The sequence below is a fragment of the Petrocella sp. genome (assembly GCF_059865615.1).
On record NZ_JCBCDA010000113.1, the window covers coordinates 20,712 to 36,547 of the forward strand.

The 15,836-nt window shown below is 36.1% G+C and carries 18 protein-coding genes; 7 read left to right on the forward strand and 11 right to left on the reverse strand.

Going from position 1 to position 15,836, the window contains the following annotated elements:
* Positions 1–56: 56 nt before the first annotated feature.
* The gene (gene clpB / locus AC6F8J_RS12905) at positions 57–2,645 is read right to left on the reverse strand and encodes an ATP-dependent chaperone ClpB (protein ID WP_500723833.1); all 2,589 of its coding nucleotides are present in this window, start codon (positions 2,643–2,645) and stop codon (positions 57–59) included.
* Positions 2,646–2,791: 146 nt separating this feature from the next.
* Positions 2,792–3,994, reverse strand: a complete 1,203-nt coding sequence (locus tag AC6F8J_RS12910) for an L-lactate MFS transporter (RefSeq protein ID WP_500723835.1) — start codon at positions 3,992–3,994, stop codon at positions 2,792–2,794.
* A gap of 175 nt (positions 3,995–4,169) precedes the next feature.
* On the opposite strand from AC6F8J_RS12910, the gene AC6F8J_RS12915 reads away from it, so the two are divergent.
* Positions 4,170–4,643, forward strand: a complete 474-nt coding sequence (locus tag AC6F8J_RS12915; protein ID WP_500723837.1) for an aromatic acid exporter family protein — start codon at positions 4,170–4,172, stop codon at positions 4,641–4,643.
* Between the two features lie 28 nt (positions 4,644–4,671).
* Here AC6F8J_RS12915 and AC6F8J_RS12920 read toward each other — a convergent pair whose 3' ends face one another.
* The 3 genes from AC6F8J_RS12920 to AC6F8J_RS12930 all read right to left on the reverse strand — a co-directional run bounded on the left by AC6F8J_RS12920 (position 4,672) and on the right by AC6F8J_RS12930 (position 8,075).
* On the reverse strand, positions 4,672–5,841 hold the full coding sequence (locus AC6F8J_RS12920; RefSeq protein ID WP_500723839.1) for a betaine/proline/choline family ABC transporter ATP-binding protein: 1,170 nt from the start codon (positions 5,839–5,841) through the stop codon (positions 4,672–4,674).
* 6 nt (positions 5,842–5,847) lie between these two features.
* Positions 5,848–6,699, reverse strand: coding sequence for an ABC transporter permease subunit (locus AC6F8J_RS12925; RefSeq protein WP_500723841.1), 852 nt, complete (start codon positions 6,697–6,699; stop codon positions 5,848–5,850).
* A 398-nt stretch (positions 6,700–7,097) separates the two neighbouring features.
* Positions 7,098–8,075 (reverse strand): glycine betaine ABC transporter substrate-binding protein, encoded by a 978-nt coding sequence (locus AC6F8J_RS12930; protein ID WP_500723843.1) that lies wholly within the window; start codon positions 8,073–8,075, stop codon positions 7,098–7,100.
* A 408-nt stretch (positions 8,076–8,483) separates the two neighbouring features.
* Here AC6F8J_RS12930 and AC6F8J_RS12935 point away from each other — a divergent pair, with 408 nt between their 5' ends.
* The 4 genes from AC6F8J_RS12935 (at position 8,484) to AC6F8J_RS12950 (ending at position 11,445) form a co-directional block, all read left to right on the forward strand.
* Positions 8,484–9,464: a hypothetical protein gene (locus AC6F8J_RS12935; RefSeq protein ID WP_500723845.1), complete on the forward strand. Its 981-nt coding sequence runs from the start codon at positions 8,484–8,486 to the stop codon at positions 9,462–9,464.
* Positions 9,461–10,237 (forward strand): hypothetical protein, encoded by a 777-nt coding sequence (locus AC6F8J_RS12940; RefSeq protein WP_500723847.1) that lies wholly within the window; start codon positions 9,461–9,463, stop codon positions 10,235–10,237. Before AC6F8J_RS12935 ends, AC6F8J_RS12940 begins: the two co-directional genes overlap by 4 nt.
* Positions 10,238–10,454: 217 nt before the next feature.
* Positions 10,455–10,823 (forward strand): hypothetical protein, encoded by a 369-nt coding sequence (locus tag AC6F8J_RS12945; RefSeq protein WP_500723848.1) that lies wholly within the window; start codon positions 10,455–10,457, stop codon positions 10,821–10,823.
* On the forward strand, positions 10,747–11,445 hold the full coding sequence (locus AC6F8J_RS12950) for a diguanylate cyclase (protein ID WP_500723850.1): 699 nt from the start codon (positions 10,747–10,749) through the stop codon (positions 11,443–11,445). The genes AC6F8J_RS12945 and AC6F8J_RS12950 overlap by 77 nt, the downstream gene beginning before the upstream one ends.
* Here the strand turns inward: AC6F8J_RS12950 and AC6F8J_RS12955 are convergent.
* Positions 11,389–11,658: a hypothetical protein gene (locus tag AC6F8J_RS12955; RefSeq protein WP_500723852.1), complete on the reverse strand. Its 270-nt coding sequence runs from the start codon at positions 11,656–11,658 to the stop codon at positions 11,389–11,391. The genes AC6F8J_RS12950 and AC6F8J_RS12955 overlap by 57 nt on opposite strands.
* An 89-nt stretch (positions 11,659–11,747) precedes the next feature.
* On the opposite strand from AC6F8J_RS12955, the gene AC6F8J_RS12960 reads away from it, so the two are divergent.
* Together AC6F8J_RS12960 and AC6F8J_RS12965 are read left to right on the forward strand one after the other, a co-directional pair.
* Positions 11,748–12,401: a histidine kinase gene (locus AC6F8J_RS12960; protein ID WP_500723853.1), complete on the forward strand. Its 654-nt coding sequence runs from the start codon at positions 11,748–11,750 to the stop codon at positions 12,399–12,401.
* A 31-nt stretch (positions 12,402–12,432) separates the two neighbouring features.
* Entirely contained in the window at positions 12,433–13,059 is a 627-nt protein-coding gene (locus AC6F8J_RS12965; RefSeq protein WP_500723855.1) for a response regulator, read from the forward strand.
* Positions 13,060–13,174: 115 nt separating this feature from the next.
* Here AC6F8J_RS12965 and AC6F8J_RS12970 read toward each other — a convergent pair whose 3' ends face one another.
* From AC6F8J_RS12970 to AC6F8J_RS12990, 5 genes are all read right to left on the reverse strand, one after another.
* On the reverse strand, positions 13,175–13,603 hold the full coding sequence (locus AC6F8J_RS12970) for a Fur family transcriptional regulator (protein ID WP_275842071.1): 429 nt from the start codon (positions 13,601–13,603) through the stop codon (positions 13,175–13,177).
* Positions 13,604–13,635: 32 nt separating this feature from the next.
* Positions 13,636–14,487 (reverse strand): aldo/keto reductase, encoded by an 852-nt coding sequence (locus AC6F8J_RS12975; RefSeq protein WP_500723857.1) that lies wholly within the window; start codon positions 14,485–14,487, stop codon positions 13,636–13,638.
* A gap of 91 nt (positions 14,488–14,578) precedes the next feature.
* Positions 14,579–14,713, reverse strand: a complete 135-nt coding sequence (locus tag AC6F8J_RS12980; protein WP_500723859.1) for a hypothetical protein — start codon at positions 14,711–14,713, stop codon at positions 14,579–14,581.
* The gene (locus AC6F8J_RS12985) at positions 14,695–15,441 is read right to left on the reverse strand and encodes a cache domain-containing protein (RefSeq protein ID WP_500724010.1); all 747 of its coding nucleotides are present in this window, start codon (positions 15,439–15,441) and stop codon (positions 14,695–14,697) included. The genes AC6F8J_RS12980 and AC6F8J_RS12985 overlap by 19 nt, the downstream gene beginning before the upstream one ends.
* Positions 15,414–15,713, reverse strand: coding sequence for a hypothetical protein (locus AC6F8J_RS12990; protein WP_500723861.1), 300 nt, complete (start codon positions 15,711–15,713; stop codon positions 15,414–15,416). Before AC6F8J_RS12990 ends, AC6F8J_RS12985 begins: the two co-directional genes overlap by 28 nt.
* Between the last annotated feature and the right edge of the window lie 123 nt (positions 15,714–15,836).

The following is a 15,836-nucleotide window of genomic DNA, read 5'->3' on the forward strand; positions in this document are numbered from 1 at the left end:
CAACAAGAAGCGATGCCATATGGCATCGCTTCTTGTTGTTTAATATTTGTTCGAGCCTAACCTGTCAAAAAAATGTAATCGCCATCTTCATAGTCAATATGTATGTCTGTTCCTTCTAGAATGGACCCATCTAATAATTTTTTACCTAGTTTTGTTTCTATTTGTTTTTGTATAAAACGTTTTACAGGTCTAGCACCAAACTGAGGGCTATATGCTTCATGGGTTACTTGCTGAATAGCCCGTTCACTCATGCTAATCTTAATATGTCGCTCATCCAGTCTTTTTTGTAAATCCTTTAATATCAAGTTAATAATGCCCGCTATCTGATTATAATGTAATGGCGTAAAAAGAACAACTTCATCTAAACGGTTTAATAGCTCTGGCTTAAAATATTGATGCATCAACGCTAATACCTCTTTTCTTGCCTTCTCATTTATGTCACCTTTATGATCGATCCCATCCAGAAGAATTTGGCTACCGATATTGGAAGTCATGATAATGACTGTGTTTTTAAAATCAACGGTCCGACCTTGGCTATCTGTTAATCTACCATCGTCTAGTAATTGAAGCAACACATTAAAAACTTCAGCATGGGCTTTTTCGATTTCATCAAATAGTATGACTGAGTATGGATTCCTTCGCACCGTTTCCGTTAGTTGACCACCTTCTTCATAACCAACGTAACCTGGCGGCGCACCAATCAACCTAGCTACTGCGTGGCGCTCCATATATTCACTCATATCAATCCTAACCATATTGGATTCACTGTCAAACAAGGCCTCCGCCAACGCTTTAGCAAGCTCTGTCTTACCTACACCTGTTGGACCCAAAAATACAAATGAACCAATTGGTTTGTTCGGATCTTTAAGACCCGCTCTTGCTCGAAGTATAGCATCACTAACAGCGCTAACAGCTTCTTCTTGACCAATGACCCTTTCGTGAAGCTTGCTTTCCAAGTATAATAATTTTTCTTTTTCAGACTCATTTAATTTGCTTAAAGGTATGCCAGTCCATTTAGATACAATCTCACTGATTTCATCTTCCGTCACCGCTTCTTTCAACATTTTTATAGTTGTTACGGCCTCTTTATTTTGTTCCTGAACAAGTCTTTTTTCTAATTCCGGTAAGCGGCCGTACTTTAGTTCAGCCAGTTTGCTTAAGTCATACACTCGCTCTGCTTCTTCAATATCTCGCCTAATATCTTCGATGGCTTGCTTGATTTCTTTTTCTTTGATCAACTCAGACTTTTCAAGCTCCCACTGTGCTTTCATAGCTTGGGATTTTTCCTTTAAAACTGCAATTTCATTTTCTAAAATCGTTAGCCTCTCTCTTGTGCCTTTATCTTTTTCTTTGATAAGCGCCTGTTTTTCTATTTCTAACTGCATCTGCTTTCTTAGTATCTCATCTAACTCACCAGGCATCGTATCAATTTCAGTTCTAATCATTGAAGCTGCTTCATCCATAAGGTCAATTGCTTTATCTGGAAGAAAACGATCCGTTATATATCTATGGGATAGAGTGGCACAAGCAACCAATGCTTGATCTGTTATATGCACACCATGGTGAATCTCGAACCGTTCCTTCAAACCTCGTAAAATAGAAATCGTATCTTCAACTGTAGGTTGGTTGATAACAATTGGTTGAAATCTTCTCTCAAGTGCAGCATCTTTTTCAATATACTTACGGTATTCATCCAGTGTCGTTGCACCAATACATCGTAGCTCTCCTCTTGCCAACATCGGCTTCAGCAGATTGCCTGCATCCATAGCCCCTTCTGTTTTACCTGCACCCACGATGTTGTGAATCTCATCAATAAAAAGAATGATTTCCCCATTAGATTTACTGATTTCATTTAGTACTCCTTTGAGTCTTTCTTCAAATTCACCACGGTATTTAGCTCCGGCAATCAGTGCACCCATATCTAAGGCATAAACTTTTTTATTTTTTAAGTCTTCCGGAACATCGTTATTAAGAATTCTTTGAGCCAACCCTTCAACAACCGCTGTCTTTCCCACGCCTGGTTCTCCAATTAAAACAGGATTATTCTTTGTCCTTCTGGATAAAATTCTAATCAACCTTCGCACTTCACTGTCTCTACCAATCACTGGATCCAATTTACCCGCTCTAGCCAATACAACTAAATCACGTCCATATTTTTCCAGTACATCATAACTCGATTCAGGGTTCTGATTGGTAACTCTCTGATCCAGCCGAAGTACTTTAAGAGACTTTAAAAAGCCTTCTAAGTCAATGCTATATTTCTCAAACAGTTTTGATGATGGTGTGTTCTTCTCCTTAAGTAAAGCGATATAAATGTGTTCAACACTAATATAATCATCCTTAAAAGCTTTTGCTTCATCTTCCGCTACAAGAAGGAGTTGGTTCATTCGTCTGGATCCATAAATCTGAATGCCTTCACCGGATACTTTAGGAATTTGTTCAATGATTTGCTCAAGGTCATGAGCATAAGCCTTAATGTTGACATTCATATGTGCAAGTACCTTCAATACTAATCCATCCTTTACTGCAATAAGTCCGTAGTGAAGATGCTCACCTTCAATATATTGATTATTAAGCTTAATAGCCATTTTTTGTGCCCACTCAAGGCTTTCAGAAGATTTTTGTGTAAATTTATCCATGTTCATTTTGACGCCTCCTTTCTTTAACCCAATGGATTTAATGGTATTGTTAGCACTCTCTAGTGACGAGTGCTAACCTAGCTTTATTATAAATCTAATGTGGTATTTTGTCAATAATAAGAAAAAGACCGAGAGGGTCAGTCTTTTTCTTATTATTCTTTAGGCATGCTTTGAGATAAAACAATTCCAATAACACATAAACTTATAATAAAATAAAATATCGCATTGTGGTGATTAAAATAGTCAAAAAGTAGACCTGAAACATAGACACCAGCTATAGCACCAATACCATAGGCTGTAAATACAACACCATAATTTTGACTATAATTTGTACTACCATACAATAATAGCGTCGATGTTGGTGCAATGGCAAGCCAGCCACCTAAATTCATCCAGAAAATAGAAAAAGATATAGCATAAATAAATACACTGCCATCCTTGGCAAAAAGCATTAAGACAGCACTTGATAAAATTAGGGAAAAAGATAATAACATTACTTTTTTATAAGAAAGCTTATCTGTTAACCATCCAAATAGTGGTCTTCCAACGCCGTTAAACACTGCAAAAACAGATACGAATAAAGGTGCCGTTAACACTGATAAGCCAATAAGATCAACGCCAATACTATTGGTCATACCTATAATGGTTAAGCCAATCATTGTGCCTAAGACAAAGCATATATAAAGGTTTTTAAAACTTTTTTGTTTAATCATATCTTGAGTTGTCATGATTTGATCTTCGTGACTCTGCTTAACCAAAATCAAAGGTTTTTCCGGCGGTTTTATAAACCATGACAGCATGGGTATAATTATAGCAAAGATGAAGCCCAATAGCTTAAAAGCATTTAAAACACCAAAACCTTCAATCAAAGCTTTTGCAGCTGGTGCGGTAATGAAGGGTGATAACCCAAAGCCTGTTAATACCAACCCAACTACGAGACCTTTTTTATTTGGAAACCATTTTGCGACTACAGATATCGGCACACCGTATATAATACCAACACCAATTCCAATGATTATACCGTAAGTTAGTGTTAACATATAAATATTAGTAGCAAAACCGGACGCAAACCAACCAATACCCACTAACAACCCGCCAACAGACATCATGCTCTTAGGTGAAAACCGATCAATGTATTTACCTGAAATCAACATTGAAAAAGCATAAAAAGCTAAAGAGAACATGTAAGGCATACCACTTTGAACGGTACTAACGCCAAACAAAGTCTCAATAGAAGCCCTAAAAATACTCCACGAATATACTGTACCTAAACACATCATGATAATAATGCCTAAAACAACGTATATCCAGGGATTGGTTTCTCGAATCTTTATAATCTTATATTCTTCTAGCATTTTCTTTACCTCATGGTTTTTATATATACATTTTTAATATAACATATAAGAGGCTTTTATAAAAAGAGTAAATTTAATTTAAGTCAACCTTTACCTGTCAATCTTATGCTATAGAAAAATCCTTTTCAATCATGTATACTTGAGCTATAACTAGTCAAGACAGGAGAGATTGCTTATGCATATCATTCAAAAATATATGCCTGGCATGCGAACATTCAAAACAGCTTTATCTGTTTTCCTTTGTATTATCATATGGCGCCTTTGGAATACAGATCTTCCTTTTTTTGCTTGTATTGCGGCTGTTATCACGACTCAAAATTCTATAGAGAGCACAAAACGTGTTGGACTCAACCGGTTCCTAGGCACTTTAATTGGCGCTTGTGTTGGTGCTTTAATTGTTTGGTTCTTACCAAATAACACCCTCATTTTAATCTTAGGTATCATCGTGGTCATCCATCTGACCACCTTGGTCAAAAAAGGTGGGTCAGCTGCCATTGCTTGTATTGTTTATCTAACTATAATGATTAATATTGGTGTCGAATCCATTAATACCTATATTTTATTGAGGGTTGTAGAAACAACCCTGGGGATACTTGTTGCCACAATTATCAACACCAGTATTCGACCTCCTGATAAAGCTGATACTTAATGGCCCTCTTTTTCTTCTCTAGTAAAGTCTATGCTAGAGCACTAACGGCATCTTCATAACTGATGACACCTCTTAAGCGGCCAGCTTTATCTGTTATTGCAACATCATAATTACTCTTATCCAACTTTCCCCATACTTCATGTAAATAAGCATTTCTATGTAAGCTTTCTACATCTGTTACAATGGCTTCATTAATATTGCTTTTATCCAACTTAATCAAGTCCTTATAGGCAACATACCCTAACAGCTTTCTGTCTTCATCAACAACAAAACAAAACTCTCTATCAAAGCCCTCCAGTTTTTTAATGACCGCTTCTCTTGACTCACCTTTTCTTGCGAGTGTAAAGGGTTCACGCATAACTGTTCTTACTCTCAGTACTCTCGATTTATCCACGTCTTCAATAAAGCTTTTCACATAGTCATTGGCCGGATTTTCAAAGAAATCTTTTGGTTGTCCGATTTGTACCAATTCACCATCCTTTAATAAGGCGATTCTATCTCCAAGTTTAAAAGCTTCATTCATATCATGGGTTATAAACACGATGGTCTTTTCCATATAATCTTCCATACTTAAGAGCTCAGATTGCATTTCTCTACGTATTAATGGATCCAAAGCACCAAAAGGTTCATCCATAAGTAAAATCTCCGGTTCATTCGTCAACGCTCTGGCAATACCAACTCTTTGCTTCATGCCACCACTTAACTGTCTCGGAAAATAATTTTCCCAGCCTTTAAGTCCGACAAGTTCTATGGCTTCCATAGCTTTTTTGGTTATTTCTTCTTCTGAAACACCTTGAACTTCAAGACCATATTCTACATTTTTCAGAACTGTTCTATGACTTAGTAAACCAAAATGTTGAAATACCATAGCCACTTTGTTACGCCTCATATCCATCAGTTGTTCTTTATTGTATTTGGTTATGTCCTCACCATCAATCAGTAATTGACCTTTTGTTGGTACATTCAGCATATTCATACACCGTATCAAAGAGGACTTTCCACTTCCTGACAGACCAACGATAACAAACATCTCGCCTTCACCAATATCAATATTGATATCATTAACACCAACAGCCGTACCTGTCTTCTCTCTTATTTCTTGTATCGTAATACCCTGTTCTAGCATTTTAAGGGCTTCTTCTTTTTTATCTCCAAATACCAAGGTCAAATCCTTGATTTCAATTTTCTTATTTTCCATAATTCATCACTCCGTTTCCTTAAGTCTGTTGGCAAACCCTTGCAAGACGCGATCTAGTATAATCGCTAAAAAAACAATACCTAAGCCTGCTTGAAAACCTTGTCCAACTTCAAGTCTACGAATCGATATTAATACTTGCAAACCAATACCTTCTGCTCCAATCATGGATGATATAACAACCATGGCCATAGCCATCATCGTGGTTTGATTCACACCGGTCATAATGGTTGAAAGTGCTTGTGGTAATTCGATCTTCATTAACATTTGTTTTGGCGTAGAACCAAAGGACAATCCCGCTTCAATAACTTCTTTATCCACATTAGAAATACCAAGATAAGTCAATCGGATAAGGGGCGGCAGTGCATATGTCGTAGTTGCAAATACAGCCGGCACTTTACCAAAACCGAAAAGCATAACCGCTGGTAATAGATATACAAAGCTTGGCATAGTTTGCATGGCATCAAGTATCGGCATTATAATCTGTTTGGTTCGATTGGATTTTGCCATGAATATACCCAGAGGTAATCCTAAGACTAGAGATACCAACACTGAAATAATGACAATTACTAAGGTGTACAGCATCATATCCCATAAGCCGAAAAATCCGATAGATAACAACATAGCTGAAAGCACAATGCCCATCTTAAGACTATATAATTTATAACCTGCATAAAATAAGGCAATTACCATCAGCCACCACGGTATGATGTTCAATGTTAGTTCAATTGCATTAAATATTGTCAATATGAACCGAGTGATGGCATCAAAGAAACCACCTAAATTTACCAGCAACCAATTGACAAAATCATCAATAGGACCGCTGATTTGAAAACGTAATCCTTCTGGAAAACTAAACATGTTACAATCAACTCCTTTTTATAAAAATGGCTAAGCCACATGAAGTGTTCAATATTATTTTACGATAAAAAAATTTTTATCGGCATGTATGATTAGATTATCAAAACTATATAGTTGAACTTTTGCATACAATATATAGTTATGAATGCGTCAACGTAATCTATATATTGTATGTGAATTTAGTGAAGCTTAGTTTTGACCCTTTAACCAACCATGTTTGCAGATAAAAATTATTTATCAGAACAAAAACTACGCGGTTATATCGCATTTTGTTTACAAATTCGGCAAGAAAGATCCTTGACACTTAAGCTTTTGTAGGACTTTCCTTTAGAATATAGAAATCAAAAGATGTCACCATCTTTTGATTTCTATATTACGGTTACATTATATATTACAATTTATTGAATGGTAGCCATAACTTTTTCAAAAGCGTCATCAGTAACCCAACCTGCCCATATGTCTTGTTTTTCTTGAAGAAACCATCTTGCGGCTACATCTGCTTCAACTTCGTTTTCTTGCATATATGCAAGGGCTTCACTTGTTAATTGTGACGAGGTTGTATATTGTTTTAGAAACGCTGTGATTTCTGGATACGCCTCCACAAATTCAGGTGTAGATACAACTTGTACGTCCACAGATGGGAATGATCCGATTCCGTCTGCAAAATCTTCTGCAGAATATGGGGTATCTTCTAGCAATACCAAGTCAAACAAGCCCATAACCCATGTTGGTTCCCAGTTATAACCTAACCATGGTTCACCTTTTGCATAAGCAGATGCAAGTGTTGCATTCAATGTTGCACCTGAGTCAATTGTCTTAAAATTATAGTATTCATCTAAGCCATAGGCTTCCATCTTAGTATGAAGGAACGCGGTTGCTGACCAACCTTCTGGTCCACCATAGATGATACCCATATCTGGATTTTCAGGATCCGTAAAGTATTCAACGTAGTCCGGTAAATCTTGTACAGATTTTAAATCCGGTAGTAAGGCATCATCGCCTTCAACCAAATACGCTGGTACATATAAACCTTGGACGTTATCATCAAAGTTAGTGGCTAATTTTACATAATCACCATTTTCAATATCTTCCGGATATGTTGGCACATTGTCCGCCCATAATTCCAAAGCCAAATCAATGGTTTTGTTTTTAAGTCCCGAAATCATAACCGCTGTATCAGCAATAATGACTTCTGTTTCAACGCCATAACCCTCTTCTATAATGACTTTAACTACTTGATCATGGAATGCATTGCTATCCCAGTCGCCTTCTCCAATAACAATTTTTTCCGGTTCACTGGCACAAGCACCTAAGCTTATAACCAACACAGCACTCATAAGTACCATGGTTATTTTTTTCCATATTTCTCGCTTCATAATAATCCTCCTATTTTTATGTATTATATTCAACATATACATTTACCAAACTAACAACCTCATTATGAATATAGGTTGTCTGTCCGCACAACATTTATTGTAGCATAATCCAAAATATTTGTAAAGAGAGATGTCCTCCCGTGCTTATAGTTCAAGTTTCTAAACTGTTGTTATAACTCGGGTGTAGGGTTTTTAAAAAACTTCATTTTTTTAATTTTTACTTTCTTAAAATTGGATTAAAACGTAAGTTTTATCATCATTTTTTCTTTTTGGTGTGCTATACTACTTTTGTTGTATATTCAATTTTCTAAGATTATGCCCAAGCTCTTGACTAGAAAACTAGCCTAATCTACATAAGGAACATTGAATTGTTTATTAAATCGTAAAGATATTAGAAGGGAGTATTAAATGAAAGGTAATAATTTCAATAAAATTCTTAAGCTTTTTGACTATTTCAAGATTGCTTTTCTATTGAATCTAAGTAACAAACAGCTTTACAAGCCGCAAATCATTTTTCTTGTTATACGAGGGCTTCTGATTATCACCAGTGCCTTCACTTTGCTCAGTATTGGTGACAAGATGATTCATCTTACAAGTATGGACTTTAATCGATTTATAAGTCTTTTTTGGTCCGAGTTCCAAGGTATACCTTTATTATTAACGCTCATCACGCTCTTGGTTATGATTCTAGGCTCAACTTATGTAGAATCCGGACTTTATCATATGTTCTTCAGAGCATACAAAGGCGCGCTTACAGATGGCGATTTTTTAACAGGTACTGGGTCTTACTTTCTAAAGTTTTTAGGTGGTAATATTCTCATATTCTTATTTTGGATTCTAGCACTTATACCTTATCTTATTACCGGTATCCTAACATTAACTATAGGCTTCACCTTGATTCCCATCCTAGTCAGTACTTTTTTACTGGTATGGAAAGCTTCCTTGGTGTCAGACGACAGTACACTTGGCAATGCCTTTAAAAAAAGCTACCAATTTGCTAAATCTAATTTTATACCTACCATGTCATTTGTTGTTTTCAGAAATGCCATGACAAGCATTGCTTCTAGTGGCAGCGGTAGTGGTTCAAACTTCTACCAAGCTTCAAATAATGCAACTACTTTTTTTCAAGATATGCCTTCCGATTTTCCTATACAAGTTAACCCCTTCTCGAATCGCTTTTTCAATTACGAAATCCTAAAAATTTTTGTTATTGGTATAACCACTCTAATCACCATCGGAACCATTATAACTGGACTAATACAAATGCTTTTTAACATTTTCTTTGGATTGACGACTATCGTTCTCTACAATGAAGGATGGAAGCTAGCTGCCCCGGATTATATGGACCTATCCACTCAAGATATTCAAGATGAGGAGGTGCAACCATGAAAAGCTTTAATGAGTTGATGGATGACATAAAGGAAGCTCTAACACTTAGTCATCGTTATAAAGGCCTTTTCCTACCTGCTTTAATCGCAAATCTGATTATGCTAGTACTTGGTTTTGTTATGTTTTTTATTGTTATCTTTTTTGTTATGGGTACCATAATGTCAATCAGTTCTTATGAAAGCAATTGGTCTTTTTTAATTAGTATTGCTGCCATAACTATACTTCTAATCTTAATCTTCAGTTTAATTTTTATGGCCTTGGATCTTGGTATCAACAGTATTGTTATTGGCTCAGTGAATGGTGAGAAACCTACTGTTCAAATCTTCTTCAAAGGCATTCGAAAATTCTTTTTTAAGGTGCTTATAACCAAGTTCGGTCTCTTTTTCCTATATACAATCGGATTTATTTTATTATTGGTACCCTATATATTATATTTATTAACCATGGGGGTATTAACTGGCGGTTATGGTGTTCTTTTCCTAACATGCTTACTCCAAGCTTTCCTTGGTTCCTGGACTCTGCTTCTCATGGAGAACGAAGATTATCCTATGAGTGGCTTTTCAAGTGTTGCAATGAATTTAAAGTTTGGAAAAAAATACTTTTGGCTTATGATTTTGGTCTTTTTTACTCGGTTACAGTTGACGGCTTATCTTCCTGGTTTGTTAGGCTTTTTGGGTGCCACTTTAGCATCTCTTTTCATAAGTTATATGGTTATGACTGTTTTCAAAATAGTGGTCCTACTTACCTACAGAAGATATAAAGAAACTATTTAGATATATAGATTTATGTGTCAAGTTCACTACCTCTTTTAGAAACTCGATTTCTGATATTGTTATTAGCATTAATGATGATAAAATGTTATAATCTAGACGTTGATTTATATATTAAAAATATGGTTAAAAGGTCAAAACTAAGTTTCACCAAATTCACCTATATAGTTTTGACGCCTTAACCAAATATATAACATAACTGAAAAACAAGGAGGTCATTATGTCATTTGATCATCTTAAAAAAATTTTTTTAAAACAGAACAAACGACATCTCTTAAGTTTACCTGAGGGTCTCGTTATTAGGACTATTCTTAATAATTCAGAAGATACCATTTACTTCAAAAATCTTGATTCTAAGTTTATACTAAATAGTAAAGCCCATGCATTTCAGCAAAATGAGCACGACCCTTCTGATATGGTTGGTAAAGATGATTTTGACTACTTTCCTTACGATTTTGCCAAAGCCGCTTATGATGATGAGCAACGCATTATCCAAACCGGGAAATCTATGATTGGACATATTGAAAAAATGGGTTCAAGAAGATGGTTCTGTCACATGGTTCTTAGCTTCAAAGTACCCTCTTCTTGACGATCAAAATAAGATTATTGGCACTTGGGGCACTTCCAAAGATATCACTGACCTCAAAATCGCACAAGAGCAACTGACCTTACTCAACAAGCAACTACAAGAAGCGAATCAACGTTTGGAGTTCTTATCTGTGCGCGACGGCTTATCCGGTCTTTTCAATCACCGTCATTTTTATGAATCCTTAAATATAGCCTTAACTCAAGTCTCTCGGCAAAGAAAAGCGCATCCAAAGAATGGCTTTACGATTTTGCTCTTAGATATCGATCATTTCAAAGTTATCAACGATACTTATGGACATCTGGTTGGTGATATTGTTATTCGTACGATTGGCGAAACACTTAAAAAATCAACCCGTATAGAAGATACCTGTTTTCGATATGGGGGCGATGAGTTTGTAATTATTTTATCCGATACTGAACTAAACTCCGGTTGGCATGTGGCCGAAACATTACGAAAAATGTTGGCCTCTACTCCTATAGTAACAGAAGGTTTGTCTTTTCATATCAAGGTCAGCTTTGGTGTTGTTAGCTCGCATAAGGCAAGCTCTGCAACAGAATTAGTTGAATTAGCAGACAAGCGCCTGTATCAATCGAAAACTGAGGGGCGTAATCGAGTGAATTAGAAGTACCACTAGAACAATTAGGCCTGTCACTAATGGTGAAGCATCGTAATTAATAACAGCAATATTTGTTTTGGATTGAACAAAGCCTTTTTCCCGCTCAGTTCTAGTAGCGCTTGCAATCAGAAGAGATATGACTAGAAAGAGACCAACATATATCATCATAACCGGCAACTTCTTTTTGAATATTTTAAGACATAGTCTAAATACTGGCATATTTTTCCCTCCTTGTAATTATGTTAGCCATATTTATCCGCTTAAAAAGTAGAGATATAGTTGGTTTTAAGGCAAAGTATTTTCGGCTTTTGGACACAAGAAAAGAGCTGTCCCTTAAGCTAGAACAGCAAAATCAAAACTTGATTGATAAACAAGATCATGAAATTCATATTGCCACCTTAAATGAAAGGAACCGAATCGCTAGAGAAATTCATGATCATGTTGGCCATCAGCTATCCTCTTCTTTATTGCAAATTGGTGCACTCATGGCTATTTGTAAAGATCAAGAACACTTAATGCGGTTAAATGGACTCAAAAAAACCTTAAGCCTTGGTATGGATAATATTAGAAATAGTATTCACAACCTATATGATCATGCAATCGACTTGAATGCACAACTTACTGAGATTCTTAAGGACTTTACCTTTTGCAAGGCAATATATAATAACTCTATTCTAGAAGCTCCCAACCAGAAACAAAGCTATGCCTTTATATCCATCGTTAAGGAAGCTTTATCTAATATTATGAAGCATGCCCAGGCTACTGAAGTTAGTATTTTACTTCGTGAACACCCTAGCATGTATCAATTAATCATCCGTGATAATGGAAGTGTTGCCGATTATAATCCTAATGATGGGATCGGTTTAAAAAAAATGGCACAACGGGTTGAGCTTTTGAAAGTCCATTTACAACTTAGAACACAAAATGGATTTGAAGTTTTTGTTTCACTACCAAAAACCTAATTACTGGATTTTATAACGATAGGAGATTCATATGAGAGTTATTGTTGTAGATGATGACCGCTTGGTAACATCATCCTTGAAAACCATCATAGAAGCTGACCCGATTATAAGTGTTGAAGGCATTGGCTATAATGGTCTTGAGGCAATCGACTTGTTTAAGCAGCTTCAACCAGATATTCTGTTAATAGACATACGGATGGAAGAAATGAATGGTATCGATGCAGCGCGTATCATATTAGAGCGTTATCCTGAGGCTAAAGTATTATTCTTAACCACCTTTTCAGATGATGAATATATCATTCAAGCTCTGAAAATAGGGGCAAAAGGTTATTTGCTTAAACAAAATTTTGAAAGCATTATACCTTCTCTTAAAACCGTTTACGCCGGCCAAAGGGTGTTTGGAGATGAAATTATTACAAAAATACCTTCTCTCTTAAATGATGCTTCTTCAAATCCTTTATCTGATTTAGAATTAAGTGATAAAGAGTTACTGATGATCACTCATGTTGCTGAGGGATTGTCCAATAAAGAAATAGCCGATCTGATTTGTCTTGGGGAAGGTACTGTTCGTAACTACATAAGTATCATCCTTGACAAGCTTAGTCTAAGAGATCGAACTCAACTGGCAGTCTTCTATTACAAGCGTTATCATAAATGACTTGACTTTGTTCTATAAAAAAGCCAAGTATACAATTTACGGCTAAAACAAGTGTTAAAAAAGCCCTTACCTTGATAAAAGTCAGTGTAAGGGCTCTTCTTTGTTTCGATCTTTATCACTTTTTTTCTTTACAATCAGGACAATAGCCGTATATTTCTAGACGATGACCCGATATGTCATAGTCTGTTTGTTCTTGTAGGATTTTTTCATAGGCGCCTAAAGGACATCCTTTAATGACTTGCATTTTTTTACAACAATAGCATATTAAATGGTGCTTATGTTCCATATTGTTTATCTCAAATACAGCCATATTATCTTCAGATAGATTTCTTTTTATAACCAGACCTTTGGATATAAAAACCTCAAGAATCCGATACACCGTTGATAAACTGATTTTTTCATCTAACTCTTTAAGCTTCAAAAAAATCAGTTCAGCTGTCACCGGTAAGTTTTCTTTCATTAATATATTATAGGTCATATTTCTTTGTTTTGTATTTTTTATGCCTTTTTCGGCAAATAGAATTTTATTTTCCTTATTTATCATATAAGTCAATCCTCAACATAAGGTGTATTTGATTAAAATGTTTTCAAATCCGGATCACCACCAAAACCGCATGCGCCTGTCAAATTAGCTATGTCTTCAACATCTCTTTCTTCAAGCTGAAAATCAAATATATCCGCATTGGCTTCTATTCTTGAGGGTGTTACTGATTTTGGTAGGGGCAAATAGCCTCTTTCCAAGCTCCATCTCAAGCAGATTTGAGCAATAGTCTTACCATATTTTTGTTCAAAGAACTGCATTTGGGGAATATCAAAAACTTTACCGGTACCTAAAGGACTGTAAGCTTCCAGTAATATATTATGTTTTCTACAAAACTCAACCGTCTCCTCTTGCAGATCTCCAGGACACAATCGAATCTGATTTACCATCGGTACTATTTTTGCCTGAGCCATAATTGCCTCTAAATGATGAGGTCTAAAGTTGCTGACACCAATCGCTTTGATCTTCCCGGCTTCATAAAGTTCCTCCATTGCCTTCCATGTTGCTGAGTTCACTTCTTCCCACTTATCCCTAAACTTAGGTGGGTTTGGCCAATGAATTAGATAGAGGTCCAAATAATCGGTATCCAAGCGCTTAAGACTTTCTTCAAAAGCCCTAAGGGTTGCTTCGTAGCCATGGTCGTCATTCCATAATTTGCTGGTGATAAATATTTCTTCTCTAGGAATGTTACTGGCCTTGATTGCTTTACCCACACTGACTTCATTGCCATATATGGCTGCAGTATCAATATGTCTATAACCCACATCCAATGCTGTTTTTACCGATGTTATCCCCACTTCATCGTTAGGTGTCTGCCATGTACCAAAGCCAACACAAGGGATTGTCACACCATTATGTAAAGTATAATAATCTGTTAAAGATTTCATTAAAATCACTCCTTTTTCATAACATCATTATAAGGATTCTATAGGATAACCATGTCTAATTATATACCAATCTGCTTCCATAAGGTATACCCTATTTTTCCTCACTGGTTTCTATCTTCTTCGGTTCTCTTTGCCCTTTTAATTTTTCGATTGGTTGAGGCTTAGAAAACAAATAGCCTTGAACAATACTAAGACTTGTTCCTTGAATCATCTCCAACTGTTCCATGGTCTCAACACCTCTTTATTGCATTGTTTCATTCTCGTTATAACATGTTTTTTAAATCTATTTCTATTTGGCAGTTTAGTCAACTCGTCATTATAAGCTAAATAGGTTAGCCTCTCTGTCTGTAAAGTAAGATTCTTTCTCGTTACCTCCATGGACGCCACCATAAGATTATAACCCTTGGTCAATTGGCCGATCTCGTCTTGAGAATTGACTTCCGGTATGGTCTGATACACTCCCTTGCTCACCCCACCCATGCCTTCTGACACCAGTATAACCGGCCGTGTCACCCGCCTAAGTATACCTGCAGCTATAACCGTTATAAGAATCATAAGACCTAAGTAAATGAAGACTAAAACAAAGAGTATGATGCGAGCTGAGGCATTAAAATCCATCTCATAGACCGTCGCCGAAACAATCCACCCCCAGTTAGGATAATAGCCTGCATAGGCAATCTTATCTGCAATTATATCTGAATGGGGTAATAACCACGAGTAATAAGTAAAACCACCACCATTTAGTCCTTTTTCTATCTGATCTCTTACGATATAATGGTTTGGATTTTTCATATCTGTAACATCTATAACATTTAAACCTTCCAAAGTCGGATGCATGATTTCCGTACCTTCTAGATCATAAATAATCATATAACCATTTTCTCCAAGATCAATTCTACCATGTAAGGTTCGGGTTCCATCTTCATTCATCGGACCCAGTAGAGCAACTTTAATATTTTCCTTTGCTTCTTCCTCTGTTGTTGCTCCAGTGCTTCTTCCTCTGTTGTTGCTCCAGCCAAGCTTTTATCATATTCTGCCTCAATAAGCTTCAAAGCCATAACCACTGCATTTTTCATGGTAACTTCACCTTTATCCTGAAGGGCCTTACATGCAATATAATACCCTGAGACCCCTATTCCAAAAGTAGCCAAAGACAACAAAACAACAAAAACCATCATCAGCTTCTTATTGAGTGAGTATTTGAATTTATTGGGTGTAGCCTTCATAGATGACCTCCATAAGATGTTATATTAATGCCTTAATTTCCTACCTTAGAACCCTTAATTATACGCATAGCAATGGAAAATAACAAGGATTACACGTATAAATTTTTTAACGTCATACAGGTT